Source organism: Ruminobacter sp. RM87, assembly GCF_000701925.1.
Classification (GTDB): Bacteria; Pseudomonadota; Gammaproteobacteria; order Enterobacterales; family Succinivibrionaceae; genus Ruminobacter; species Ruminobacter amylophilus.
In genome coordinates this window covers 18433-41868 of the sequence record NZ_JNKD01000011.1, presented here as the reverse complement: position 1 = coordinate 41868, position 23436 = coordinate 18433, and the positions used below count along the sequence as shown (strand labels likewise).

30 protein-coding genes are annotated in these 23436 nt (G+C 49.6%); all 30 read right to left on the bottom strand.

Features of this window, described 5'->3' with window-relative positions; translation table 11 throughout:
• Nucleotides 1-104: 104 nt before the first annotated feature.
• The 30 genes from T489_RS0104475 to T489_RS0104330 all read right to left on the bottom strand — a co-directional run bounded on the left by T489_RS0104475 (nucleotide 105) and on the right by T489_RS0104330 (nucleotide 23430).
• Nucleotides 105-302, bottom strand: coding sequence for a hypothetical protein (locus T489_RS0104475; RefSeq protein WP_019000854.1), 198 nt, complete (start codon nucleotides 300-302; stop codon nucleotides 105-107).
• A 29-nt stretch (nucleotides 303-331) separates the two neighbouring features.
• Complete coding sequence (locus T489_RS0104470) at nucleotides 332-637, bottom strand: hypothetical protein (protein WP_031578852.1); 306 nt, start codon at nucleotides 635-637, stop codon at nucleotides 332-334.
• A 2-nt stretch (nucleotides 638-639) separates the two neighbouring features.
• The gene (locus T489_RS0104465; protein WP_031578851.1) at nucleotides 640-1131 is read right to left on the bottom strand and encodes a phage tail tube protein; all 492 of its coding nucleotides are present in this window, start codon (nucleotides 1129-1131) and stop codon (nucleotides 640-642) included.
• Between the two features lie 11 nt (nucleotides 1132-1142).
• The gene (locus T489_RS0104460; RefSeq protein WP_031578850.1) at nucleotides 1143-1835 is read right to left on the bottom strand and encodes a hypothetical protein; all 693 of its coding nucleotides are present in this window, start codon (nucleotides 1833-1835) and stop codon (nucleotides 1143-1145) included.
• Entirely contained in the window at nucleotides 1832-2206 is a 375-nt protein-coding gene (locus T489_RS0104455) for a hypothetical protein (protein ID WP_031578849.1), read from the bottom strand. Before T489_RS0104455 ends, T489_RS0104460 begins: the two co-directional genes overlap by 4 nt.
• Nucleotides 2203-2538, bottom strand: coding sequence for a phage head closure protein (locus T489_RS0104450; RefSeq protein WP_031578848.1), 336 nt, complete (start codon nucleotides 2536-2538; stop codon nucleotides 2203-2205). Before T489_RS0104450 ends, T489_RS0104455 begins: the two co-directional genes overlap by 4 nt.
• Nucleotides 2538-2813, bottom strand: coding sequence for a head-tail connector protein (locus T489_RS0104445; protein ID WP_026297728.1), 276 nt, complete (start codon nucleotides 2811-2813; stop codon nucleotides 2538-2540). The genes T489_RS0104450 and T489_RS0104445 overlap by 1 nt, the downstream gene beginning before the upstream one ends.
• A 68-nt stretch (nucleotides 2814-2881) precedes the next feature.
• The gene (locus tag T489_RS0104440) at nucleotides 2882-4084 is read right to left on the bottom strand and encodes a phage major capsid protein (RefSeq protein WP_031578847.1); all 1203 of its coding nucleotides are present in this window, start codon (nucleotides 4082-4084) and stop codon (nucleotides 2882-2884) included.
• Nucleotides 4085-4092: 8 nt separating this feature from the next.
• Complete coding sequence (locus T489_RS0104435) at nucleotides 4093-4830, bottom strand: head maturation protease, ClpP-related (protein WP_031578846.1); 738 nt, start codon at nucleotides 4828-4830, stop codon at nucleotides 4093-4095.
• Entirely contained in the window at nucleotides 4742-6061 is a 1320-nt protein-coding gene (locus T489_RS0104430) for a phage portal protein (protein ID WP_031578845.1), read from the bottom strand. Before T489_RS0104430 ends, T489_RS0104435 begins: the two co-directional genes overlap by 89 nt.
• A 9-nt stretch (nucleotides 6062-6070) precedes the next feature.
• Complete coding sequence (locus tag T489_RS15375) at nucleotides 6071-8707, bottom strand: terminase TerL endonuclease subunit (protein ID WP_051621782.1); 2637 nt, start codon at nucleotides 8705-8707, stop codon at nucleotides 6071-6073.
• An 88-nt stretch (nucleotides 8708-8795) separates the two neighbouring features.
• Entirely contained in the window at nucleotides 8796-9083 is a 288-nt protein-coding gene (locus tag T489_RS0104420) for an Nmad4 family putative nucleotide modification protein (RefSeq protein ID WP_031578842.1), read from the bottom strand.
• Between the two features lie 146 nt (nucleotides 9084-9229).
• On the bottom strand, nucleotides 9230-9667 hold the full coding sequence (locus T489_RS0104415) for a DUF7698 family protein (RefSeq protein ID WP_031578841.1): 438 nt from the start codon (nucleotides 9665-9667) through the stop codon (nucleotides 9230-9232).
• A 99-nt stretch (nucleotides 9668-9766) separates the two neighbouring features.
• Entirely contained in the window at nucleotides 9767-9979 is a 213-nt protein-coding gene (locus T489_RS0104410; protein ID WP_031578840.1) for a hypothetical protein, read from the bottom strand.
• A 134-nt stretch (nucleotides 9980-10113) separates the two neighbouring features.
• Complete coding sequence (locus T489_RS0104405; protein WP_031578839.1) at nucleotides 10114-10596, bottom strand: gamma-glutamylcyclotransferase family protein; 483 nt, start codon at nucleotides 10594-10596, stop codon at nucleotides 10114-10116.
• A gap of 104 nt (nucleotides 10597-10700) precedes the next feature.
• On the bottom strand, nucleotides 10701-11645 hold the full coding sequence (locus T489_RS0104400) for an amidoligase family protein (RefSeq protein WP_031578838.1): 945 nt from the start codon (nucleotides 11643-11645) through the stop codon (nucleotides 10701-10703).
• A 125-nt stretch (nucleotides 11646-11770) separates the two neighbouring features.
• Nucleotides 11771-12001: a DUF4314 domain-containing protein gene (locus T489_RS0104395; protein WP_031578837.1), complete on the bottom strand. Its 231-nt coding sequence runs from the start codon at nucleotides 11999-12001 to the stop codon at nucleotides 11771-11773.
• Nucleotides 11985-12668, bottom strand: coding sequence for a hypothetical protein (locus tag T489_RS0104390; protein ID WP_031578836.1), 684 nt, complete (start codon nucleotides 12666-12668; stop codon nucleotides 11985-11987). The genes T489_RS0104395 and T489_RS0104390 overlap by 17 nt, the downstream gene beginning before the upstream one ends.
• Nucleotides 12669-12789: 121 nt before the next feature.
• Nucleotides 12790-13674, bottom strand: a complete 885-nt coding sequence (locus tag T489_RS15120) for a DNA cytosine methyltransferase (protein ID WP_198020415.1) — start codon at nucleotides 13672-13674, stop codon at nucleotides 12790-12792.
• On the bottom strand, nucleotides 13671-14597 hold the full coding sequence (locus T489_RS15115) for a DNA cytosine methyltransferase (protein ID WP_232218283.1): 927 nt from the start codon (nucleotides 14595-14597) through the stop codon (nucleotides 13671-13673). Before T489_RS15115 ends, T489_RS15120 begins: the two co-directional genes overlap by 4 nt.
• Complete coding sequence (locus tag T489_RS0104380) at nucleotides 14584-15855, bottom strand: site-specific DNA-methyltransferase (RefSeq protein WP_232218282.1); 1272 nt, start codon at nucleotides 15853-15855, stop codon at nucleotides 14584-14586. Before T489_RS0104380 ends, T489_RS15115 begins: the two co-directional genes overlap by 14 nt.
• Nucleotides 15855-16637 carry an S-adenosylmethionine synthetase N-terminal domain-containing protein gene (locus T489_RS0104375; protein ID WP_031578834.1) on the bottom strand — a complete coding sequence of 261 codons (783 nt, stop codon included), beginning with the start codon at nucleotides 16635-16637 and terminating at the stop codon, nucleotides 15855-15857. The genes T489_RS0104380 and T489_RS0104375 overlap by 1 nt, the downstream gene beginning before the upstream one ends.
• An 11-nt stretch (nucleotides 16638-16648) precedes the next feature.
• On the bottom strand, nucleotides 16649-17218 hold the full coding sequence (locus T489_RS0104370) for a hypothetical protein (RefSeq protein WP_031578833.1): 570 nt from the start codon (nucleotides 17216-17218) through the stop codon (nucleotides 16649-16651).
• Between the two features lie 200 nt (nucleotides 17219-17418).
• Nucleotides 17419-17802, bottom strand: coding sequence for an HNH endonuclease signature motif containing protein (locus T489_RS0104365; RefSeq protein ID WP_031578832.1), 384 nt, complete (start codon nucleotides 17800-17802; stop codon nucleotides 17419-17421).
• 161 nt (nucleotides 17803-17963) lie between these two features.
• Nucleotides 17964-18368 (bottom strand): hypothetical protein, encoded by a 405-nt coding sequence (locus T489_RS0104355; RefSeq protein WP_031578831.1) that lies wholly within the window; start codon nucleotides 18366-18368, stop codon nucleotides 17964-17966.
• Entirely contained in the window at nucleotides 18369-19706 is a 1338-nt protein-coding gene (locus T489_RS0104350; RefSeq protein WP_031578830.1) for a DEAD/DEAH box helicase, read from the bottom strand.
• The gene (locus T489_RS0104345) at nucleotides 19696-19968 is read right to left on the bottom strand and encodes a VRR-NUC domain-containing protein (protein ID WP_031578829.1); all 273 of its coding nucleotides are present in this window, start codon (nucleotides 19966-19968) and stop codon (nucleotides 19696-19698) included. Before T489_RS0104345 ends, T489_RS0104350 begins: the two co-directional genes overlap by 11 nt.
• A complete protein-coding gene (locus tag T489_RS0104340) occupies nucleotides 19965-20501 on the bottom strand; it encodes a hypothetical protein (protein WP_037318703.1) in 537 nt (178 codons plus the stop codon). The genes T489_RS0104345 and T489_RS0104340 overlap by 4 nt, the downstream gene beginning before the upstream one ends.
• Before the next feature lie 320 nt (nucleotides 20502-20821).
• Nucleotides 20822-23095, bottom strand: a complete 2274-nt coding sequence (locus T489_RS0104335) for a phage/plasmid primase, P4 family (protein WP_198020413.1) — start codon at nucleotides 23093-23095, stop codon at nucleotides 20822-20824.
• Entirely contained in the window at nucleotides 23095-23430 is a 336-nt protein-coding gene (locus tag T489_RS0104330) for a hypothetical protein (protein ID WP_031578825.1), read from the bottom strand. The genes T489_RS0104335 and T489_RS0104330 overlap by 1 nt, the downstream gene beginning before the upstream one ends.
• Nucleotides 23431-23436: the final 6 nt, after the last annotated feature.

Sequence of the window (23436 nt, the reverse complement as noted above, 5' to 3'; positions counted from 1 at the left end):
ACAATTGGCCGTACTATTCATATGTCAGTAATTTAACTAGTATCAACAAATAATTCAACTGTTATCTGATGCCTAATCTGTTGATAAATCGTACATCAATAACGCTACCGTTTGTTCATCATTTGTTTAAACTTCTCAACCTCTCTGGCACAATCGCTCTCCGTCATTCCGGCTTTGTACCTTTCTTTCGGATGAGCCTCATAGTATTCCTCCTGAAAAACCACCGCCCAGTAGTTAAACTCGGTGGTGGGATATTCCAGAACTTCAGAGATTGGGCGGTGGATTTCCCGGGCAATTCTCACCGCCAGTCTGAAAGTAAAACTGCCCCGGATTAGTTTTTTAAGCTGGTCTCGCTGGTGATGTTGAGAGCCGAGAAGGCATTCACCAAAGCGTTCAGCACCTTGTTCGGCACGGATTCCATAAAGGCTTCAAAGTCTTCCGGCTTTTCGGTAAGATTGCCGTTTTCATCACAGAGGGATGCGTGCATCATTTTGAGCACTCGAAGCTGTAAATCCTGCTCGCCTTCAAAGTCGAGACGCGCCTTGCCTGAAAGTTCACGCAGGTAAAAGTCCACACCATCAACGGTCACCTTGCTGACTTTGAATTTCAGCCCCTTGATTTGATCTAAATAAGACATGGTTATTCTCCTTCCTGTTCATCGGTCTGAGTCTGTTCAGCTACATCGGCATTTGACCAGGCAACATCAGATGCCTGTCTGCCTGAAACCTTAAGCTGCATAAAACCGTCAGCAGAGCCGGACATAATCTGATAACCAAGAAGTTTCAAATCATAGGTAGCTCTGGTGCCGTTAGGCCACTGATGACGGATGCGAACCGTCTGCTGTTCCTTGGCGGCAGCAATGAGAGCCTGCTGGTCGGCGTCATCATCGTAGTAGTAGATGGTGAGTTCCTTTTCAGCGGAGTCCTTCAAACCGCCGCAGTAAACCTTTCTGTCATCATCGATGGTGGTGCATTCCACGGATTCGGCAATGTCACCGATATCCCCAAGCTCCTGAGCGCCTTTAAGCGGCAGCCAGGTAACTCCATCATCGGTTGAGAACTGGGAATGAGTACCTCCAAGAAGTACCGGCTCTTTTGCCTTGTAATCGTAAAGCTGTGTATGTTTAGCCATTTTGTTTTCTCCTATTTCAATAAATCGGCCATAGAGGTTTCAACCTGCTGAACCACAATGGCCACTGCGTTTTGATCTACCCTGCGTTGTATTGCTTCAATAAAATGACGGGCAGATATACCCTTAACCTTGCCACCATGCTGACTTGCCTTCTTTGTGGCACGAGCCTTAACTGCCATCAGTTTATTGGTGTTGCGTTCAATCATGCCCTGGTACTTATCCCTCTGTTTCTGTGTTTTGGCAGATGCGAGATTAAGGCGAGCCTTGTTGATGGCAATCTGATATTTGTTGGCGATAAGCTGCTGAATGACTTTATTGCCTTCAAGACTTGAGCCTTTGCCAACAGCATGGTCACGGGTACCGGCATTAAGCCAGTGGTTCAGAGTCTTTGGCGGCATATGAGCCTTTTTGCCTTCCTTGCTGCCCTTAACCTTGCTCACCGGCAGAAAGTGTATGTATGAAATAATCCGGTTATGGTCAGAGCGAACCCTTGAGGTTTTAATGCCGGATACAGACTTGCGGTAGATTCCGGTATGGGATTTGAAGTGAGTATCGATGTACCCCGTAAGTTCTTCTCTTGCTCCTGTTTCCTTCAGCGCCTCCTTCAGAATCACACGGCTGATTTTAGTCTGCAGTTTCTGCGGCAGACCCTTGAGCTTTTCAGCAAGAATGTCAGCACCGTCTGTATGTACTTCAATCGTCATCGTTCAACAAACTCCATGCTGATGACATTGCCCCAGAATCCGACCTCGGGGTCATACTCCGTAGGTGTGATGCTGTTTACCATAATGAGTCTGAAGTCCTTTGAATATTTCCCGTCAGCGGCATTAATCAGCTTATCCGTCGGTGCGTCACAGGACTCTGCGCTTTGAAACGAGAAGATAAACACCTCAAAACCGTGATGGGCAACGTGCGCCTCGCCATCAACAGTTCTGCCGGAAAACTCGGTAGCCTGCCGGGTAATCAGAACTCCGGTCTTGATGTTGTTCGGCACCAAATCAAAGTAGGCTTTCAGTCCGGTGAGGTCCTCAACGAGAGCCTTAACCTTTGCTTTCATTTCACTGATTGAAATCATGTGGTAAACCTCTGATTTTCATTAAGTCCGCTGTAGCTGCAGCCAATCAGAATCTCTCCCTTATGTTTGTCGGGAGACAGGTTATCGATGCCGTAGAACTTGCCGTTCCACTCGATAAGGCAGTCATCGGAAAGACCTGCAAGGTAGCGGATCAGAATGGTAATCTGACCGCTCTGTACCTCAACGCCTGAACGCATCTGGTCACGGGTGGTAACCTGTCTCACGTTCGCCCAGACCGAACCCGAAAGCTCATACTCATCAAGCGAGGTCTGATTGCCGTCAGACTTCGGTTCATAAATTCTGATCCGTTCATTCATCGTTCCGGTTTCCATCAGAATGCCTCCTTCCTTGAGCCGAACAGCATGGCACGGAGGGAAAGCGTCAATGCCCGGTAGTCAGCCTCGGTGCGATGCTCATACATGTAGTTGACGGCATACATCACCGCGGCTCTGCCGTACTTCGAGTCGTAGAGCACTTTGGTCGAATCCGCTCTCAGCACATCAAGACACAGCCGTTCAGCCGAGTAGATAAGATTCCTGATAAGCGTGTCATCCTCGGTACCGTCAACACGCAGATAGTTCTTCATTTCCTTTAGTGTCATGCTCATAGCTAAACTCCAAAAAAGCCTCCATCAGCAGAATGATGAAGGCATAAAAAAAGCTCCGTTATGGAGCCTTAGGGTTTCACGGTCTTACCGCCGGTGATAGTGAGGATTTGCACCGCTTCCGGCAAGATCAGCTTGCCGTCCACTCGCTCCTTGGCCACAAAACCAATCATGCCGTTGCCTGCAAAGAGCTCTCTAAGTTCAGAGAATGAACGGGTACCGCGGTCACCGATGTTGTAGTAGTTGTAGTCACCAAAGGCAATCTTGCCTTCAGGACAGAACGGTGAGGTATACACATCGTAGCCTAAGAGCTTGTCCGGCTCTCCGGAAGTCAGTGCCGGCTGCCAGAGGTACATGCCGTTGTTGTCCTTGAGCTGTCTGATTGCAGCCACGGTCTTGTCATGCATAATGAAAGATGCTGACTTGCGGTAAGGTCTCTTTAACGCATACACAAGCTGCATGATGTGGTCGGTGTTAACAGATGCGGCAGACAGAGCAGCAGTACCGCCACCTGTTTCGGCAAAGAGACCGAGTGGCTGACCACGACCGGTACCGTTAAGGAAAGCATCCTCTTCAGCGTTGGCCAGAGCCTTGCCGAACTCGGTGATGATGTAGTTCTCCAGATTGAAAGCCGCATCATAGAGCAGTTCCTCGGTTACCTTGATGGCAACATGCAGTTTGTGGGCATCAAGTAAAATCTGAGCAAAGGTTGCATCACCGAAGGACAGCGCACCGCCTTCCTCAATCCATGCGGCAGCAGGCTTGGTGGCGGCAATGTTAATCTTGTGTTCACCGGAGGTGTTGAGGACATGCCCCAGAGAACGCATGATGTTTTCTTCCTCAAGCACCTGGATGAGTCTATCGTCGTATTCCTCAGGTACCAGGTAACCGCCGTCGGCATCAACGCCTTCCTGCAGAACGTTGGAAACTTGCTTGAAGTTGGTTCTGAGAGCCTTGAGCATGCCGTTCTTATACTCATCAGATGCCCGACCGCGCTTTACCGCAGAGTCAGCAACAGAAGAGCCAACGGCAGCAGATGGCTTTGAGGTGATGGGAGTGTTTACCGGACGGGAAAGTTCGGCATCAAGAGCATCACGGCGTTCAAGTCGGGCGATTTCCCTGCTTAAATCAGTGATGTCCTGCTCCATTCGGGTGTAGGTAGCATCGTCCTCTGCGGTAAGAGTTCCCTTGTCGGTACGACGGGATTCAAGAAAGGCCTTGGCGGCATTCCAGGCGGTTGCTCGCTTTTCGCGAAGTTCATTTACAGTAGTCATAATTTCTCCTAGTTTCTGATAAGGTTAAGACGCTCCATCAAATCAGCGACGGAGCGTTCGTTGGTTTTTGTTTCAGTTGGTTTTGCCTCAATGCGGCATCGGGCAGACAGCTTTTCCATCAGTGAATTGGTAACACTAGCCCTTGAGAAAGCTGTAGCGGCAGCCTCCGTCATTTCATTTTCGGAAGACGGTTCTCTCTGCAGAATCTCATCGGCAAATCCAAGTTCCACGGCCTTGTTGGCATTCATCCAGGTTTCCGCATCCATTAGACGGGAAAGCTTGGCTCTGCTCATGCCGGTTTTGATTTCGTATGCATTGATGATTGATTCCTTTACTTCCCCAAGCATGTCGATGGCTTTCTGCATTTCAGCAGTATTGCCAAAGGCAAAGGTCATCGGATTGTGAATCATCAGCATGGAAACCGGTGAGACACACACCCTGGTTCCCGCCATGGCAATCACCGAGGCGGCAGAGGCGGCAATGCCGTCAATCTTCACGGTGACGTTACCGGGATATTCCATCAGCATGTTGTAAATCTGAGCGGCAGCCACACAGTCACCGCCGGGAGAGTTAATCCATACGGTGATGTCTCCTGAACCGCTCATCAGTTCATCTTTGAAAATCTGCGGTGTCACGTCATCGTCAAACCAGCTCTGCTCAGCGATGGTGCCGTTCAGGAACAGGGTTCTTTCCGGGGTCGGAGCGTTTTCCTCCGTCTGATTCTTCCACTTCCAGAACTTCTTCATTGTTGTTCTCCTTGTTTGCAAAAATTCCGGCATCCTCCAGCCTGGTCATGTTGCCGTTAATTAAATACAGATCACCGCCAAGCTCCGGTGGAATGCGGTCGAGGCATTCTAATTCTCTGATATCGTTGGCCGACATCCAGCCGTTCTGCCTTGCTGTGGCATAGCCGTTCATGCGGCTCTGGTAATCACCTCGAAGAAGTCCGTCCACATTGAACTTCACGAAATAGTCCGGCTTTTCCTTTTCGGTGAGGAGTGCCCGGTTAAGAGACTGCTCCCAACGGATAATCCAGGGCTCTAAGGTGTATTTCACGAACTCAAGAGACTGCTGTTCGATGTTGGAGAAGCTCGATTTCTCCAAATCACCAACCATGTGTGGCGGCACCCTGAAGATCCTCGCAATCTCATCAATCTGAAATTTCCTGGTCTCAAGGAACTGCGCCTGCTCCGGTGAAATGGAAATCGGCGTGTATTTCATGCCTTCTTCAAGTATTGCTACCTTATGGGCATTGTTGCCGGAGAACCCCTTGTTCCAGCTTTCGCGGATCGATTCAGGATTTTTCACCGTTCCCGGAAACTCCAGAATGCCTCCCGGTGTTGCACCGTTGGCAAAGAACTTTGCTCCGTATTCCTCAGTGGCAATAGAAAGTCCGATGGCATTTTTAGCCATGGCAATGGGGGAGTATCCGACAAGTCCGTCAAAGCCTAAGCCCGGTACATGCAGCACCTCGGACGGCCTTAAAGTCACAGAGCCGCTTTTTCCTGTATGAGCATCCGAGTCCTGCATCTGATACTGATAAATAATCTGACCGTTTGAGTCCCGGTCAACCGTCATGCGGTTAGGCATTAAGGGATACAGTCCGATGATTTCACCTTTGCCGTTTCGGATAATCTGAGCGTAGGCATTGCCCCAGAGGAGCAGGTGCGTCATCAGCGTTTCTCGGAACACAAATGAGGTCATTTCCGGATTCGGCTCATCATGCAGAATGCGATACAGCGGATGTTTTACCGCCTTTGCCTTGTTGCCCTCCGATTCATACTGGTAAAGATGAACAGGAAGGCTTGCAATAGATTCCGACAGAATACGCACACAGGCATACACCGCCGTCATCTGCATGGCCGACCGCTCGTTAACTTTTTTCCCAGAGGTGCTTCCTCCCATCATAAAGCGGTAGCCGGAGCCGTTAAGGCTGTCCCTTGCTTTCCTTTTGGATTTGAATAATCCGAATAGCATTTGATTCTCCTAAATAAACAGAATGCCGCGTTCATCGTAAACAGACGAGGTATTGTCATTGCCGCATCGGATAGCACGATCAAGTCCCATGATGGTGGCAATCGCCCCATCGATCTTCTCGGTGGACTTTTCCTTATCGGCTTTGATGTTGCCTGCCGGGTCTGTTCTGATGTAGATGTTGTCCATCATCCATCTGAGAACCGGATGACCGCCGTGAGCAAGTTTCTGTTCTAGAGTAAGTTTCATGAGTTCTTTGGTGGGCGGGGACATGTCCTTAAAGCCCTGGCCGAAAGGAACTACGGTAAAGCCCATGCCCTCAAGGTTTTGCACCATCTGCACGGCTCCCCAGCGGTCAAAGGCGATTTCACGGATGTTGTAGCGGGTTCCCAGGTTCTCGATGAACTTTTCGATGTATCCGTAATGCACCACGTTGCCTTCAGTAGTTTCCAGAAATCCCTGTTTATGCCATACGTCGTAAGGCACGTGATCACGTCTCACTCTCAGTTCCATGGTGTCCTCGGGGATCCAGAAGAACGGCATGATGTAATACTTGTCATCCTCATCATTCGGCGGGAACACCAGTACGAAAGCGGTAATGTCGGTGGTGCTGGATAGGTCAAGACCGCCGTAACATACACGGCCTTCAAGCTCGTCGGGATTAACCGCAAAGGAGCAGCCATCCCACTTTTCCATCGGCATCCAGCGGATGGATTGTTTTACCCATTGGTTTAATCTCAATTGACGGAAGGCGTTCTCCTCACCCGGGTTCTGTCTTGCCGAATCACAGGCAGCCTGTACCTTGTCGATGCCGACGGTGATTCCAAGAGATGGATTAGCCTTTTTCCAGACTTCCGGATCTGTCCAGTCATCATCCTCGGCAGCACCGTAAATCACCGGGTAGAAAGTCGGATCAATCTTTCTGCCTTCCAGAATGTCCTTGGCCTTCTGATGAGTTTCGTAGCAGATGGAATTCGTATCTGTCCCGGCAGTAGTGATGAGGAAATACAGCGGCTGCATTCGGGCATCACCGGAACCTTTGGTCATAACGTCAAAAAGCTTTCTGTCAGGCTGAGTATGAAGCTCATCAAAGACCACGCCGTGAATGTTAAAGCCGTGTTTGGAATAAGCCTCCGCCGAAAGCACCTGATAAAAGCTGTTGGTCGGGGTGTAGATGATGCGTTTCTGCGAGGCGAGAATTTTGACTCTCTTGTTCAGAGCCGGACACATCCTCACCATATCGGCAGCCACATCAAATACGATGGTTGCCTGCTGACGGTCTGCGGCACAGCCGTAAACCTCGGCACGCTCTTCTCCGTCACCGCAGGTAAGGAGTAAAGCCACGGCGGCAGCAAGCTCACTGTTGTGGGTAGGCACAAAAGAACGTCCCGCAAGATACATATGAGACGGGCTGTCCACCTGGATGCATTGCATTCCCGGATTCTGAACCTTCTCGATAGAACGGATGTACCGGAAATGACTGCGGGTCTTTGGATTTCTCGGTACAGCGTTTTTCTGCTTACGTTCAAGTCCGGCAATCGGAAGATCATCAAAAGCAGTAAATTTCACCGTATAGATAGTCTCACCCGTTGCAACTCTGCCGCATTCCTTACTTGGCTTTGACCAGTCTGCCCGAGTTGTTGATTCGGCAGTTGTGATGGCATTCTTGATCCCGAGACTCCACAAAAGTTCGCTGACGCTCTCTGCCAGAGCCTTTTCAGTAGAGCAGTAAACTGCCTGTCCTTTGCGATCATTTATACAGCCATCAGAATCCATCAAGCCCTGAAGCAGTTCGAATCGCTGCTCAACTGATGCTCTGAGATAAATTTGCGGTATCACCTTATCGTGAAAAGATTCGAGCAGAACCTTTTTCAAAACTGGAATACGAACAACCTTTGAATCACCAGTGTTCTGCCATCTTTTACCAAGCCTATGATCTGGCCAGATGCGATCCAACACTTCAAACAGATCGCAGGTCTGGATTGTAATTTCAGGCTTTACAGCATTCCCGTTACCTAGCCAGTAGCCCATAAGATATGGAGAAATCGGAAGTTCGTAGGAATTTGGCAAATCAACGGCTCTAGCGACAGGTATACGGAAACGAATCACGTCGTTGCCATCAGGTCTTTTTAAATTGAAAAGTTCCTCGGTGGTAATCGTTACGATCTTCCTTTTTCCATAGGTCAGTTCGCCACACCATTGATGACGGGCACCGGCAATTATTGTTTCACCATCACGAAAAGTAATGCGATAGCCTTGTTCTTCATAATCAACAGGACTCTTGGCTACCACACGGCAGATTTGACCTTTCTCGTCAAAGACCTCATCACCAATCTGAATTTCTCCCATAGTGGTGAAGCCATCTGGAGTTGGGATCGGTGTATTCAAAGCAAGCTGTTTGCCCATCTTTTTCGGGATTTCAACATACGCCGTATTGAACTGCCTGTAGCCGTTCGGCTTTAAGGTTCCGAAGAGATCACGGATTATCTGCTCCTGCCAGTCGATAAGTTCAAAAGGCTTTCCTGCCCATGTTCCCTTGGTGTGGCAGAGAGCCTGAATAAAGTTCACTGCGTAGTCGGCGGCATCCTTGTCATACACGGACTTCTTTGCCTTGAACTTTGTGGGGATGTATTTTTTAAGTTTCCGCATTGCCATCTGCTCACCTCCTTTAAGGCATAAAAAAAAGACCGCCGAAGCGATCTTTCAGGGTATAAAAAAGGAGCCGTTAAGCTCCGTACTAATTGTTGGCGTTCTTCATCGCCCATTCAAGTGCATGGCCTTCGTCCATGAAATCTACGCCACTTACCTCGCGAAGGCCAATCTCAGCCTCGCAGCCGGTGTCCTCGGTGAGGAACTCGTAAACCGCGCCGTAGTAGGATGGCTTGCCGGCTCCGTTGTAGTAGTGGCCTGCAAGGATCACCTTGTCGCCGTATCTCAGGGTCTTGCTCCAGCGGCATTCCAGATCCTCCGGAGTGGAAGGATTCGGTAATCTGTAGGTTCTTGCTCTCTCTGTCATCTTGCTCATTTTTAAGTCTCCGTTGTTGTTCTCGATGACTGTATATTCGCTCTGTACCAAAGGTATAGCAAGTTAATAAGTGCATGATTTTGTACTATTTTTTGGAGTTAAAAAGGAGGCCTGCTCCGACCTCCTGCTGTTCAATTCTGTTGTTCTTACCCCTCAACTCGGAAAAGGTAGCCGTGGGCTTTCTCGTGCTCATCGCTGTCCCACTTGGTGAAATGGCTGTTGATCTCAACCAGTCCCTCAAGGGTGCATCCGGCCTCCTTGAAAAGCCATGCGGTTTCCACTGCGTGACTCCATCCGGAGGAAAAGGTGAACCTTTCGATTCCGTTCTGCCTCATGGCTTCAATCAACTTCGCCGCTTCGTTGTCCCAGACCACTTCGCTTATGTCGAGGTAATCGTTGCCGCTGTCCCGTGAAACTTCGTACTCGTTAAAAAGGCGGCAGGCTTCTTTGCCAAGCTCCTTAAGTTCATCCCAGACTGCCTTGTAGGCGGATCTTGCAGCGTTCTTCTCATCCTCGTTCTTTGCTATGTCGTAGGCGTTCTTTGCATCCCTGATGCGGTTGTAAAAGTTCTCGAAATTGTTCATGTCTGACTCCTTGAAAAATGTACCTTCGTGTTCGTTTTGTTGTGTTCATATTCGCTCTGAAGGTACACTATAGCAAGTCAATAAACCCAGTATTTTCAACTATTTACAAGGTTTTTCTCCGAGCTTTTCATGGATGATTTCGAGGACTTTTTCCTGCTCTTCGGGGGAGATCCCGATGGCCTCAAGTGACTCTCTGGTACCGCAGTCGGGACAGATCAGCATGGTGTTGTCCTTTCGGGAAAGAGCCGGAACTTCGGTGTAGGTTCTGCCGCAGAGCGGGCATACTTTCGGTTCGTTTTTGTCTGTATTCATTCTGAGATCCTTCTGATCTAATTAAATCGTTAAACCCGGCAGTGCGGAAGTTTTGAGGCTTACCCGCCATCCGCCTTACGGTGTTCATATTTGCTCTTAATGCACACCTTATCAAGTCAATAAATCCTTTATTTTCAATGGTTTATCGCTATCTGCTCATCGTGATCAAGACTGATGTTCAAAGCGTCATAAAGGTGGTTTTCGTCAAAGCCGAAGGATTCGTAGCCGTCAAGGCAGACATCCACGTACCGCTGGGAAGGAATGCCGATTTCACGCTCCTCATGCATGATGTAGATGAAGGCCTTAAGCTTTCTTACCTTGCGGTCGCTGATGCCGATTACCGGAATTTCCACCTCGGTCTTGTAGTAAAAATTCGGATAGCCTTCGTAGCGGTCAAGGGAAAGTTCATCATCAGCCGTTACCTCCCATACCGCTACCGGAACTTTCGCTCCTTTCTTTGGTTCAATGGTAAGGTAGGCTCCGCTTTTGCTTCCCTTAAACAGAAGCTCAAAATCCGGTATTTCCGATGTGCCTACAACCTTTGCGCCGGGGCAGCGGTAGCTCATCTGGTCAATGTTCAGGTTGCTGCCGTAGGCGATGTAATATCTCTTTGTCATAATCTTTTCCTTTCGTTTTTGTTTAACTCCGGAAGGCTTACCCTTCTACTGCCGAAACCCCACTCAAGGGGCCGGCAGGAGGAGGCTAAGTCCTCGCTGGGGGTTTAGGCTCTTCCGAACCGGAAGGCTGCGTTTCCGCTAAGGTTGCGGGTTAAAATCTCGCGGGCTGTTGCAAATTCCTCACCGATGAATCCGAGGCGAAGGAGCCATGTTCTCATCGCGAACTTCGGATTTTCGTGCTGCTGTGGCTTAGGGCTTGCGGTTCTGACTTCCTTTGCCATCTCGCTTAAGGCAAGGCAAAGCTGAATGTAAGCCTTAAGGCGTCCTGCGTGAATGCCGTTCTGCTTTCCGTTGGCAGGTGCTTCGAATTCAAAAAGTCTGAACTCGATGGTGTGCTTTGAAAAGGTTGCATGGTAGTTCAGCATTCTGTATCTTGATCCGTTGTAATGGTGGTCTCTGCCGTAGTTCTCGCCCTGGCTGATGTACCAGATGTCCTCGAGCTCGTCCATGGTCTGCGGCTTTTTCTTGTTGAGTTCCTTAAGGAATCTTGGATCAACCGTTCTGCAGTATCTTGCCATGCGGTGCTGGTCAAGCTTAAGGGCTTCGGCTAAAAGGCTCTCGTGGCTTGCCATGATGTTGGCAAGGTTGCGCAGGGTCTGCGGTGTGTGATCTCCCTGTCCGAGGTGAATATGGATTCCACATCCCCGGGTGGCGTCACTCTTTGCTCCGGCCTTGCGGAGTCTTCTGCAAAGCTCCTGCAGGCTTTCGATGTCGCTGTAGGTAAGGATCGGGGTAACCATTTCGCACTTGTGGGCATCGTCGCCTGCAATGCTTACGTCCTTCTGAAACTTCCATTCGCGTCCCTGAGCATCCCATGCGCTTACCGTGCAGTAGCCGTTGCGGTAGGCGGTATCTTCAACCCTGTGGGTTCCGAAAAACTCTGCGGCAATTCTTGCGGCATCCTTGCGGGTAATGCAGTTCATCTCAACTTCAACTCCGATTGTCTGGTTCTTAAGGTTTTCAATCTGCTTTAAGGTTTTTTCTTTCATTTTTGTGCCTTCTTTTTGGTTAATGTTTGTTCGTTTTGTTGTGTGTATATTCACTCTGAAGGCACACTATAGCAACTTAATAATCGATTATATTTCGATATTTATTTTGTATATAAATCATTGATTTACTTGCTATTTTTGACGATTCTACATACGTCTTCTCCGAAAGCTAAACCCAGACTTGAGCCGTTCTGCCAGCGCACATGAATCGTTGCAATATCATCGACATGCATGACGGTTCCGAGAGTACCCGGAGGCGGTGCATGCTCGTCATTCATGTGTACCAGTTCAACCACGGTTCCCTTGGGAAATTCCCTGCGGAGACGCTCCACAATTTCTTTACTCGGAAACTTCATCTTGAACCTCCTTTGGGTCTTCCTTCACCGTCTTGAAGGCTGAACTGCCGTCAAGGTTGGAAAGCAGAATTTTGCGGCTCTGTTTGAACTCCTCACCGATAAAACCGAGACGGAGCAGAAAACATCTGAAGGCGTACTTCTCGTTATCCACCTCCCTCACCCTTGCCGTGATGCGTTTCTGTTCAGTGCTCATCTTGCAGATGGCGGCAATGAACTGTGTGTAGGCCATGGCATGGTCGGCATCGGGATCGATGAACCATGGGAAGGAAACTCTGTCCTCTTGAATTTCAAAGGCAAGGTTGTCAATGCCGAGTGCCTTGCGGATGAGTGCTCCTTTGGCATCGAGGAGCTTCTGCAGGTTTTCTGTATTTACCCTGTCGGCAGGCATCTCAATGGTGAGGATATTCGGTTCAGGAACTTTAAGTTCCTTGCCTTCAGACTTATCGGCGGTTCCTTCAAAGCCTGCCTCGGCAAGTTCGTTTAAAAGCTCCCCGGCATCAATCTTGTCATCGTAAACCAGAGCTCCTTCAGCGGTTACCGTGAAGTCTCCAATCACAAAATTGGTGGTCGGCATGCCCTGGTATTCAGCCTTGATTCCGGTAATCCTTGAGATAGCCTTGACCAGCTCCTTGCGCTCTGCGCCTTTGAGGTTAAAATCGATTTTCATCGTTATGTCTCCATGTTTGTGTTCGTTTTCGTTAGGGACATATTTGCTCTGTCAAAACACTATATCAAGTCAATTTATGGAACTTTAACAACTATATTTAGTGTTACTTGACTACCATCAACTAATGTTTTTCTGCATGCTGAACAATGCCCGAAAGGACATAAACAGCACACGGCAGAGCTATGCCGTTCCCCCACATCTTGTATTCCGCAGAATCGCTGTGAGGGTTTGCGAGCCACTTCCTTATTTGGAGATCTGACTTTGGTTTTGATGCTCCGCTTACCACATTACGGTGGGTTTCAGATACACCGCGCCAGAACGTCATGTCATGTTCTGTCGGTTCTGCAATGCCAAGGTTCGAGCACCACCAGTCGGGGAATCCCTGCAGCCTTGCGCATTCCGTCGGGGTGAGTCTGCGTACAATGTAATAAGGTTCTTCGGTAACAGTCGGCGGATCTTTGAAGTCGCTGGCCACCAGTGTGTCAGCCACATCTGTATTAGCCCTGGTATGAAATGATGCCTTGCTGGTGGTGTAGACCGGCTGTGCCACCGCATTGGGACCTCTTGCCGTCATGGTTGGTTCTGACTCCTCCGTAACTGAAAAATCGTACTTTGCATTCTTTCCCTGATTGAAGGATGCCCGATCAAGTCCATAGGCAGGTTCTGCCACGAAATTCTCCTCGGGGTTTGAGAGCATCTGGCTTGACGGACCTTTGGGACCGTCATTGGCTGACAGAGTGCCGTGAACTTCAGAGAAAGCCACCGCATGACGCTCAGTGGTATTAAGAGTGTACATGGTTTCGGATTCCTTAAAGCCGTCACCGTGATGTGAAGGTCTCATGCCGTTGCCCTCGATTACCACCATGCCGCCCTGATTTTTGCAGGGAGACTGATTGGAGGTATCGATGGTTCGAGATGTATTTGCCTCGTAAAAACCGCTGTTCGGGTTATCCGATTTCATGGCATTGCTGTCTTTCGAGCAGATGCCGAATACTTTAGGTTTCATGGTTTGTCCTCCACCACAAAGGGCTGATTGTTGCCGCCGGTGCCGTAGGTGGAAAGCACCGTCTGAGCCACATCAAGGGGACCGCGGAAACGGCAGTCCTGCGAGTGGTTCTCAAATACAAGCGGAGGGTGATGGCTTTCGGCACGGAGAGTGGCGGTTCGTTCATGCGTCACGTCCATGCGTTCACCTCCCTGATCGTTCAGACACACCGTGCCTGCCGCCTCAGAGCCTTCTCCAGCACCTCCGGCAGAACCTTGCCTCTCGCTGAAGCTCTCTGGAGGATCCCAAGGCATGCCTTCTGACTCAAATAATATTTTTCCGGCACACCCGTCTGTAAAATCCGCGACAAGGTAGATGCGCTTTCGGCGCTGTGGAACTCCGAAGTGTTCCGCATTGAGCACTCTCCAGGCGACTGAGTAACCGTCACCCACGATTTCTCCTGCGTTGAGCCATTTTTTAACTGAAGGGACAGATACGGTTTCATCAGCGATGCCGCATATGCTTTCGAGCACACAGCGGAAGTCTTCTCCGCCGTTGGAGCTGAGGGCTCCCGGGACGTTCTCCCACACGATGTATTTCGGATATTCGCCATTGGTAGCTCTCCTCATTTCTCTGATTATTCTGACAGCCTCATGAAACAGACCGGAACGGCTGCCGCTTAAACCTTCACGCTTTCCGGCGATACTCATATCCTGGCACGGACTTCCGAAGGTGATGATGTCCACCGGTTCGACTTTTCCTCCATCCATTTCACAGATGTTGCCGTAGTGCTTCATCCATGGAAGGTTTCTGGTGGTTACTCTGATTGGGAACGGCTCAATTTCCGAAGCCCACAAAGGCACAATGCCGGAAAGGAGTCCCGCAAGTTCGAAACCGCCGGAGCCGGAAAACAGGCTGCCGAGGGTTAATTTACTCACCGCCATCTGTCTGCTCCTCCGGTATTTCCACATCGGTGTAACTCAGTCTCTGACCGTCACGGATGACATACACGTCATCAGCGCTGCCGCCTTTAAACTCGATGTATCTCTTCACTGCAACGTCCACGAACTTAGGCTCAATCTCCACTCCGTAGCAGATACGTTCCGTCTGCTCGCAGGCCATCAGCGTTGAGGCTGAGCCGAGGAATCCGTCAAGGACGATGCCATTGGTCTGAGTGGAGAGTTTTACGAGATAGGCAATGAGCGGTACCGGCTTGCTGCTTGGATGCCCAAAGCCGTCCTCCTTGGAGTTTTTGATGCCGTCAAACTCAAACACCACAGTCTGTTTCTGATCGCCGTACCACTTGTGTGTGCCGTCCTTGCGCCAGCCGTAGATGATTGGCTCCATGTTGTACTTCCAGTCGGTTCTCGAAAGCGGGAACCTAGGCTTTTTCCAAATCAGACCGGCGCCAACCTTGAATCCTGCATCCTCAAAGGCATCATAGAAAATGCGGGACTTGGAGGTGGCGTAGAACTCATAGAAGGAGGCATCCCTGGCCATGCTGTTTTTGAAGTTGGCGAAGACCTTCATCAGAAACTCATAGGCTGACTTATCGTCCAGATTGTCGTTTCTGATTTTCCCGGAGGCATTCTGTAAATCCACGAAGTACGGAGCATCGGTGCAGACAAGGTTTACCTTCACATCCCCGAGCAGATTCTGATAGGTTTCGGGCAGAGTGGAATCACCGCAGATTACGGTGTGTCTGCCAAGGTGCCAGACGTCCCCTGTTTTGGAGAAACACGGTTTCTGGAGCTCTGCCTCCACATCGAAATCATCCTCTTCGCCCTCGGCATCGGTGGCAAAGAGCTCTGCCAACTCATCCTCGGAAAAGCCTGTCATGGAGAGATCGAAACCTAAGTCCTGCAGTTCCTGCATTTCAACAGCCAGCAGTTCTTCATCCCATCCGGCATCAAGAGCCATGCGGTTGTCTGCCAGAATGTATGCTTTCTTCTGAGCCTCGGTAAGGTGATCGGCAAAGACACACGGCACTTCGGGAATGTTCTCAGCTTTTGCCGCCTGTATTCTTCCGTGTCCGGCAAGAACGTTAAAGTCCCGGTCGATAATTACCGGATTTACAAAACCGAACTCACGCAGAGAGGAGCGGAGTTTCATAATCTGCTCCGGTGAATGTGTACGTGCATTGTTCACGTAGGGGATCAGCTTATCGGTGCTGACCAGCTGAAATTCTGTAGTTGTCTTCATCAGAAAAGCCCCCATTCCGCAAACTTCTCAAAACCTCCAATTGAGGCGATGTGGCTCCAGGCAATGTCCATCAGCTCGCTGTAGGAGTGACCGTCAATCACCTCATCCCCGATGGCACAGCTGAGTTCTACAGTCTCGCCTGTTTCCTGCGCCTTCAGAAAAGTGTAGATGTTCAAAGTTACATCCGCCTTTGACAAGTCCTTGCCGTGCAGTCCCCCGCCGGTTACCGAATCAGCCATGTCGCTGCCGAGCTTGCGGTTGGTAGCCCCCGTATCTGCATCGGTGCCGCCAATCCAGTCACCAAGAGGATTAACCTCGGCATGAGGGTACTGTTTCAGAATTGCAGTTCTGTCTGCGTTGCTCTGGCAGATGATGAGACGTTCATCATCGAGGATGTATTTGCCGTCAGTCGGGAACTGCTCGTAAAGCTCACGTGCAATACTTGAAATCATCGCCTGCTCAACATTGAGCGGAACACCTTTGAAGATGCCATTATCACCGCAGCGGAAAGTCCCCTTCTGGTTGTCAGCAAGATGTCTGTCCTGCGGAACAATCTGAATATCCGGTTCAACCTTTCCGGCAATGCGGAAAATGGCTGCTCTGATTTTGTCTTCAGAAAGTTCTGTGTCAGTTTCGATAATCACATGGCATCTGCCGTGACCAATCAGCACCTCAACGGCAATCCTTGGATTAGCCTCCTGCACATAGGCGATGTCCACAATGGCACCGGCGATGCGATCTGCAATTTTGTCCGGGTGGGACGGGTTCACTTTCTCAATCATGTCTTAGTTCCTTAATTCTTCCTTGAACGGAGCAGACGCTCCATCATGTCATCAGCAGGATTCGATGCTCCCGACACATCCGCAGAGCAGTTTTCCTTCACGATGCTGTAAATCTGAAACCAGAGCTGGCTGGTCTGTTTCTGATAGCTGTGGCTCATGGCCACAAAGGGACTCTGAATCACCGAGCTCGGGCATGTCGGGTGCTTGCCGCACAGACCGAATTTGGTAACTGCCTGTTCGCACTGTTTCCATCTGGCAAATGCCACTGAATACTGCTCGATGAGTTCAGAGCTCACCAGCCGATCACAGCCGAGTCCGGCAAGCCATCTGTAGGTCTTGGTGTAGGTTTCGGCAGCACCGAGCGGTTTTCCGTCACGCTGCAGTGCAGAGAGGTATTCATCCGGGCGGGGAATGTCTGCCCCTTCCGGCTCTTCACCGTCATCTGATGCGATGTCCGGTATGTCGATTCTGGTTATGTCGCGGTGTCCGAGATTGCCCTCGAGGAGTTTCTCCTGGAGAGCCTTAGGTTTTCGTCCGGCACCCACTCGGGCACCGCCGCGGTTGGTTCCGTCTTTGGCCATTTAAAATTTCCTGATGTTTGAAAAAATGCCCGCACAGAAAACGGGCGGAAAGCCTGCTACTCAACGGTAGAGCACAGCCGGGCCGGGGTTATTACCCTGTTTGAAACTGCGTTTTTCTGCGTAGAGGGAGGGGCCCGAAGCTTTTTGATGAAAATTTCAGCGATTTTGACCGCCCCTGGGGGTCTAAAGCGGGATAATCATCACTTTTTGTGGTCGTAATCCTTTACTTTTCTGCTCCATCTGTCGCCCATTTCGCCATGAATCCTGGCATGACAGGCTTTACATACAGCCTTGAGGTTGCTGATGTCGTGAGTTCCGCCCTGAGATAGCGGTTTTATGTGGTGGACTGCCTCGGTTGGTGTATATCTTCCTTCCGCAAGGCAGACCTCGCAGAAAGGATGCTCGGAGGCATAGGCCTTTCTGATGAATGTCCATGCTTTACCGTAGCGTTTCCTCGCCTCGGGATCACGCTGGTACTTCTCGTAGCGTCTGGTTTCTGCTTTGGCATGCTCCTCACAAAACCTTCCGTCGGTAAGCTTAGGGCATCCCGGAAAGGAACATGGTCTTTTAGGTTTTCTTGGCATGGTTTTCTCCGGGCATAAAAAAAGCTCCACCACCGACAGGAAGCAGAGCCTCAAATGAAAAAGCTCCAAGGGAATACCTCAGAGCTTTCATAGTTCGTTTCATTACGTCGATTATAATAGTATCAAGACTTCATAGTGTCTTTCCATGTCTTTTAGTGCCCTCAGGGAAAAAATTTTAATTCCCTTAATGCTTTCCCGTGCAGCTTGTGAATGTACCGCAATTCATAGTTCATATCTTCGGCAATCTTCTCCCAGGTTTCACAAAATACATATCGCTTAACCAGAAGATCTTCATAGTCATAATTCCCGATTTTATGGATGGCACGGGTGATGGCACACTTCACATCAACGAGATCAGCCATGGCATCACTGAGTTCCTTCTGCAGATCGATAATTTTCTGAGTACAATCCTCCAGTTTGTAATTCTCGGTGGTGCTCTTAGGCATGTCAGAATAAGTAACACTGCAGTTGTTTACCAGACTTCTGTAATGCTCAATTTCATTCGTCAGATTGCGCACGTGGCGTTCCAGGTTGATGCCTCTTGATAAAAATTCCTTTGCGTTCATTTACACCTCCGCCTTAACCGCATCTATCAGTGCGTTCTGAGTTAATTCCTTTTTCGACAATGCTTTCAGCACCCGTTCATCAATGGTTCCTTTTGCAATGATGTGCTGGATCACCACGGTTCCAGCTGTCTGTCCCTGTCGCCACAGTCTGGCATTGGTCTGCTGATACAGCTCCAGCGACCAGGTAAGACCGAACCACACCAAAGTGCTGCCACCAGACTGAAGGTTCAAACCGTGCCCCGCTGATGCCGGGTGGATTAAAGCCACCGGGATCTTTCCTGCATTCCAGTCGGTTATGTCTTTTGAGGTCTTAATCTCCCGGACATCAAACCGCTTTCTGATCCTCTCAAGGTCGTGCTTAAACCAGTAAGCCACTAAGATGGGATTGCCGTTGGCTGATTCGATGATGTCCTCCAGGGCATCAAGCTTTCTGCTGTGGATCTCGATGATGTTTTTCTCGTCATCGTAAATCGCCCCGTTGGATAGCTGACTTAACTTGTTGGTAAGTGATGCCGCATTGGAAACCGTAATCTCACCTGCAGAAAGAGTCAGCACCAGTTCTGATTTCAGCTTTTCGTACTGCTTTCGCTCATCGTCAGACAGCACCACCTCGCATTGGGAGGAAATCAGTTCCGGCATGTTCAGATGGTCGGTACACTTCATGGAAATGGTGATGTCTGAAATTCTGCGGTAGATTTCCTCCTCGGCATCAAGTCTCGGCTTATAGGAAAACACCATCTGGCTGTTACGCTTATCCGGCATAAAGAAAGCCTCTCTGTATCTCGTAATGAACTTTCCCAGGCGCTCACCCATGTCCAGCAGACGGAACTCCGACCACAGATCCATCAGACCGTTTGAGGAAGGTGTGCCGGTAAGACCTACAATGCGGTTTACCTTTGGTCTTACCTTCATCAGTGCCTTAAAACGCTTTACCGTGTGGTTCTTGAAGGAGGACAGTTCATCAATCACCACCATATCGAAATCGAAGTATCCGCTTTCCACCAGCCAGTCCACATTCTCACGGTTGATGATGGTGATGTCGGCATTCCTTTCCAGTGCCGCCCTGCGTTCTGCCGGTGTCCCTATCGCCACCGCATAAGTGAGATGCTTTAAATGTTCCCACTTGGTAACTTCCATCGGCCAGCTGTCTCTGGCAACCCGCAGAGGTCCGATAACCAGAATCTTATGCACCTCAAAGGAATCGAACAGCAGATCTGCCATGGCCGTCAGTGAAATAACTGTTTTCCCGAGCCCCATATCGAGCAGTATGGCTGCCACAGGATGGGACTTTATGTACTCCACGGCATATTTCTGATAATTATGCGGTTTAAAGTTCATCAAGCATCTCTCCTATCTGTTCAATCCCGTCAATCACATACACTCTGAAACCTAACTCCTTCAGCATTCGGTGCCTTGCCATCTGCAGTACTCTCGGATGCATCCCGGGAGCTTTTAGTTCGACAAAAGCGCATACACCTTGAGGCAGCAGGAGCAGTCTGTCAGGCATTCCGGCAAACCCCGGTGATACGAACTTCGGTGCAATGCCTCCTCTGTCCTTCACGGCAGTTACCAGTTTCTGCTCAATAAATTTCTCGTTCACAGTAAATCCTCCACCGGGTCTGCCAAATCGAAAGCCACATAAACTGCAGAATAGAAATCACGAATGGGACGACCTTTGTACCGGGAGATTGATTTCTCATTGCACCTTACGTAGTGCCTGTTTCCGGGATAAACAGAGATCCATATTCTTTGGCCTCTGTGCATTCTGGTGTAAGTGCGGAGAGCTCCCATAGATGCTGTCTCCTTCCATTCCCCGGCAACGAAATTCTTTCTGCGTTTAGCTCGATTCTTCATCAGACGTTCACGCTCCTTTGCCGCCAGAATGTCGCCCTGCATAATGCCCGCACAGATACATCCGACACGAATCTCCTCGAAATAAAGCATGTGATCCATCACGTGGATAAATCGAACCTTACTGCAATCGCACAACTCACATGTTGCCAGTGGAGTTTCTTCGTCATCCTCGCGCACATCGATGATTTTCTTGCAGTACCATCCGTCTAAAGGAGCTCGCCATCCTTTCAGTCTTTTCTGACATTTTGCGAGATAAAACTCGCTGTAAATTTCTTCCAATTTTCTCTCCATCAAGAGGTGGCAGATTGCAGTTCCGCCCCCCTGATTTTTAACCTAAGTGCAAGGTCGATCGACGTCTCCTATAAAACTCCTCTATATAGAAATATTTTTATTTATTTTTCCCTAAGGGACTTTTTATATACAACATTGATCGACATTGCATATCCTTGATTTATAAGGGTTTGTGCATTTTGATGGCAATGTCGTGCAATGTTGACAGTTGTTCACAAAAGCATCGTTTTGGTCTTAAAACCCACTTTTGCAAATGACCTTGCAGACATTGACAGACCTTGCCACCCGCACACGCACTTTCTGATGAATCAGCTCATAAAATCATCACCGATTCTCAGTTTTAACCCCTTGTAGCAGCGCTTCCTTTTGATGGTAATCCGCTCAAATCCCGCACGATCCAAAGCCGCATAAAAGTCAGTTGTGCTGCGGGTGTATTCGCCCATTTCGGTACAATAACCGCGGTACGTCTGATACAGTTCTGAAGAACTTTCAATGAATGAATCGCCCACCTCGCACTTATCCTCAAGGAAGTGTCCGAACCAGTTGTTCTGCTCCCGATATGCCTCAATGGCCTGTTTGACGCATGGCGGTACGGGAACCTTGAAGTCGAGCTCGATTGCCTTCCTGGCTCCCTCGATAAGCCACGCCAGAATAGCCTCACCGGCATTTTCGAAGAGATATTTGGCATAGTTTTTCCTATCTCCCTCACCCTCAATTTTGGCGTTGAACGGAATAACGATAAGTCTTCGCCAGATACCGTCATCCGATGCACTCACCCTTGGCAGGTGATTGGTATAGAGCACCAGGGTGTGGCATGGATTAAAGGAGAAAGGATCTTTGTATTTCTTTTCCGCGAAGATCTTGTCAGTCGAACAGAGCTGCTTTACCACAGAATCATTAAGCCTTGCTCCTTCCTGCATTTCTGAAGCTATAAGGAGTCGCTTTCCCTTGGCCTCTGCGAGTTCCGGTTTAATGTTCCTGTGGCATCCTGTGGTGAGTGCGTCTGCCGAGATGTTGCCGCTGTATGAACCCAGCACCATGGCTATGACGTTCCAGAAGGTGGACTTACCGTTACGACCGATGCCGAGTGCAATAAACAGAGCTTCCACCAGTACCATGCCAATGATGGCGATACCGCAGTTAATTTGAACGTAATCAATCAGCACTCTATCCCTGCAGAAAAACAGATTTAGCGCATCGTTCCAGAGCTTTTCTCCTTTATTGCCGGGGGACACGGCGGTCATCTTGGTAATAAAGTCATCCGGTGAGTGTTCTCTCGCTCCGTTAATCCCTTTACGCAGGTCGTATGTGGCTGTCGGGGTACACAGAACATACGGATCCGAGTCCAGCTCGTTTGGTGATATTTCCAGCTTTGGCCGGGCTTCCTTAAGTACCGCGGTTACATTCTTGGATTCACGGCAGCGCATGGTAAAAGCACGGTATGTGTTTGCGGCGTTTAAGGCTTCAAGAGCTTCTGTCTGCTCATCGTTCATCAGACTGGCTGCTTTCTTCTTGGAACTTGCGGTATCAAGAATTTCCTGAGCTCCGCACTCATCCATGCGGACAAGGGCCTTCATGATTTCCACATTGGCTTCTTCTAGTTGTCGCCTGGTAAGTTCATGCGCCACGGCCTGAGCACCCGACTCAGTTTCCTTCCAGTGGTTATCCACGTAGCGGATATAGTGAGTGGCAGGAGAGTACCGGAGCTCATTCCCGAAAATCTTGGCCAGCACCTCAGCCTGTCCGACATCGGAGTAATCTTCCGGCTTGTAGCTGACCTCGGTGTTGTAGGTATCCGGATCAACGTAACCATCCTGTTTCTGCACCCCGGCAAAGAACCTCTGAGCGCTATGCCAGATTGTCTGAAGTTCTTCATCAGGAAGTGGCGGACTGCATTTGGCTGCTTCATCCATAAAGCACTGGTAGGCCTTGTCTGTATCTCCGAACTTCTTGATGATCTTTCCGGCATACTGGCTCATAGTGCTGTTGCGGCTGCCTTCCTGAATTACCCGGTTGCCATACTGCCCCTGATTAAGATCCTTATCGAACGGCGCCGCATCCTGCAGAAATTCCGTAAGGTTCATGAAGCCTTTATGGAATTCCACCTTCGGATCTGATGTGCCGTAGAAGAACCGGGCGGCATCAAGGGCGTTGGTGTCGAAATAAGGAAAGATTCCGTTCACCACGGTTTTCAGATTCGCGTATGCGGCATGGTCGGTCATGCGCTCAATCGGAAACAGAATATGGAATCTTGGCCGTGCAGACTTGTTGTCCTTCACCCTGTTATGGTGCTGACTGTAATGAACGAAAAAGGTAACATTCGGAAATGCCTGAGCCACATCATCCGGGGTAATCCACTCAGCCGGATTCTCTGAGTGGTCGTTGTCGCAGTCCACCGGCAGACAGTCGCTGCTTATGAAATTATCCTTGCTGCGGTAGTTTCCCTTGTACTCGGCGCATACATAGTCACGGATTACTGCCGAAAGCAGAGTCTTCTCATCGGTTACCTCGACGTGGTTCGGATACAGACAGTTCCATTTGATGCCGATAACATTGGCACGGTAAAGGTTGATCATTGCCATCAGTCCACAACCTCCGCTGATTCTTCTTCCAGAACCTTAACCACGAACTTCAGTGCTCTGATGATGGTTTCAAGCTCGCAGTCACCACCAAGAATGAACTCAGCACTTTCGGTGTTGTTGCTGAAAGGCCTGCGGGAGGTCTTCACAAACATGTCGGTATTACCGATGTCGGTGATGCGGAAATAGGTACGGCTGCCGTGTTCTGCGTTACCGCCCTTAAAGCCGTTGGTGCCAACTTCGACTTCAAGTGTTTTGGCACCGGTTACCTCACGGGTGAAGGTGGTAAGCTTGGTTCCGTCGGGCAGAACTTTCTTTTTTGCAATAGTCTCAAACATAAAAAT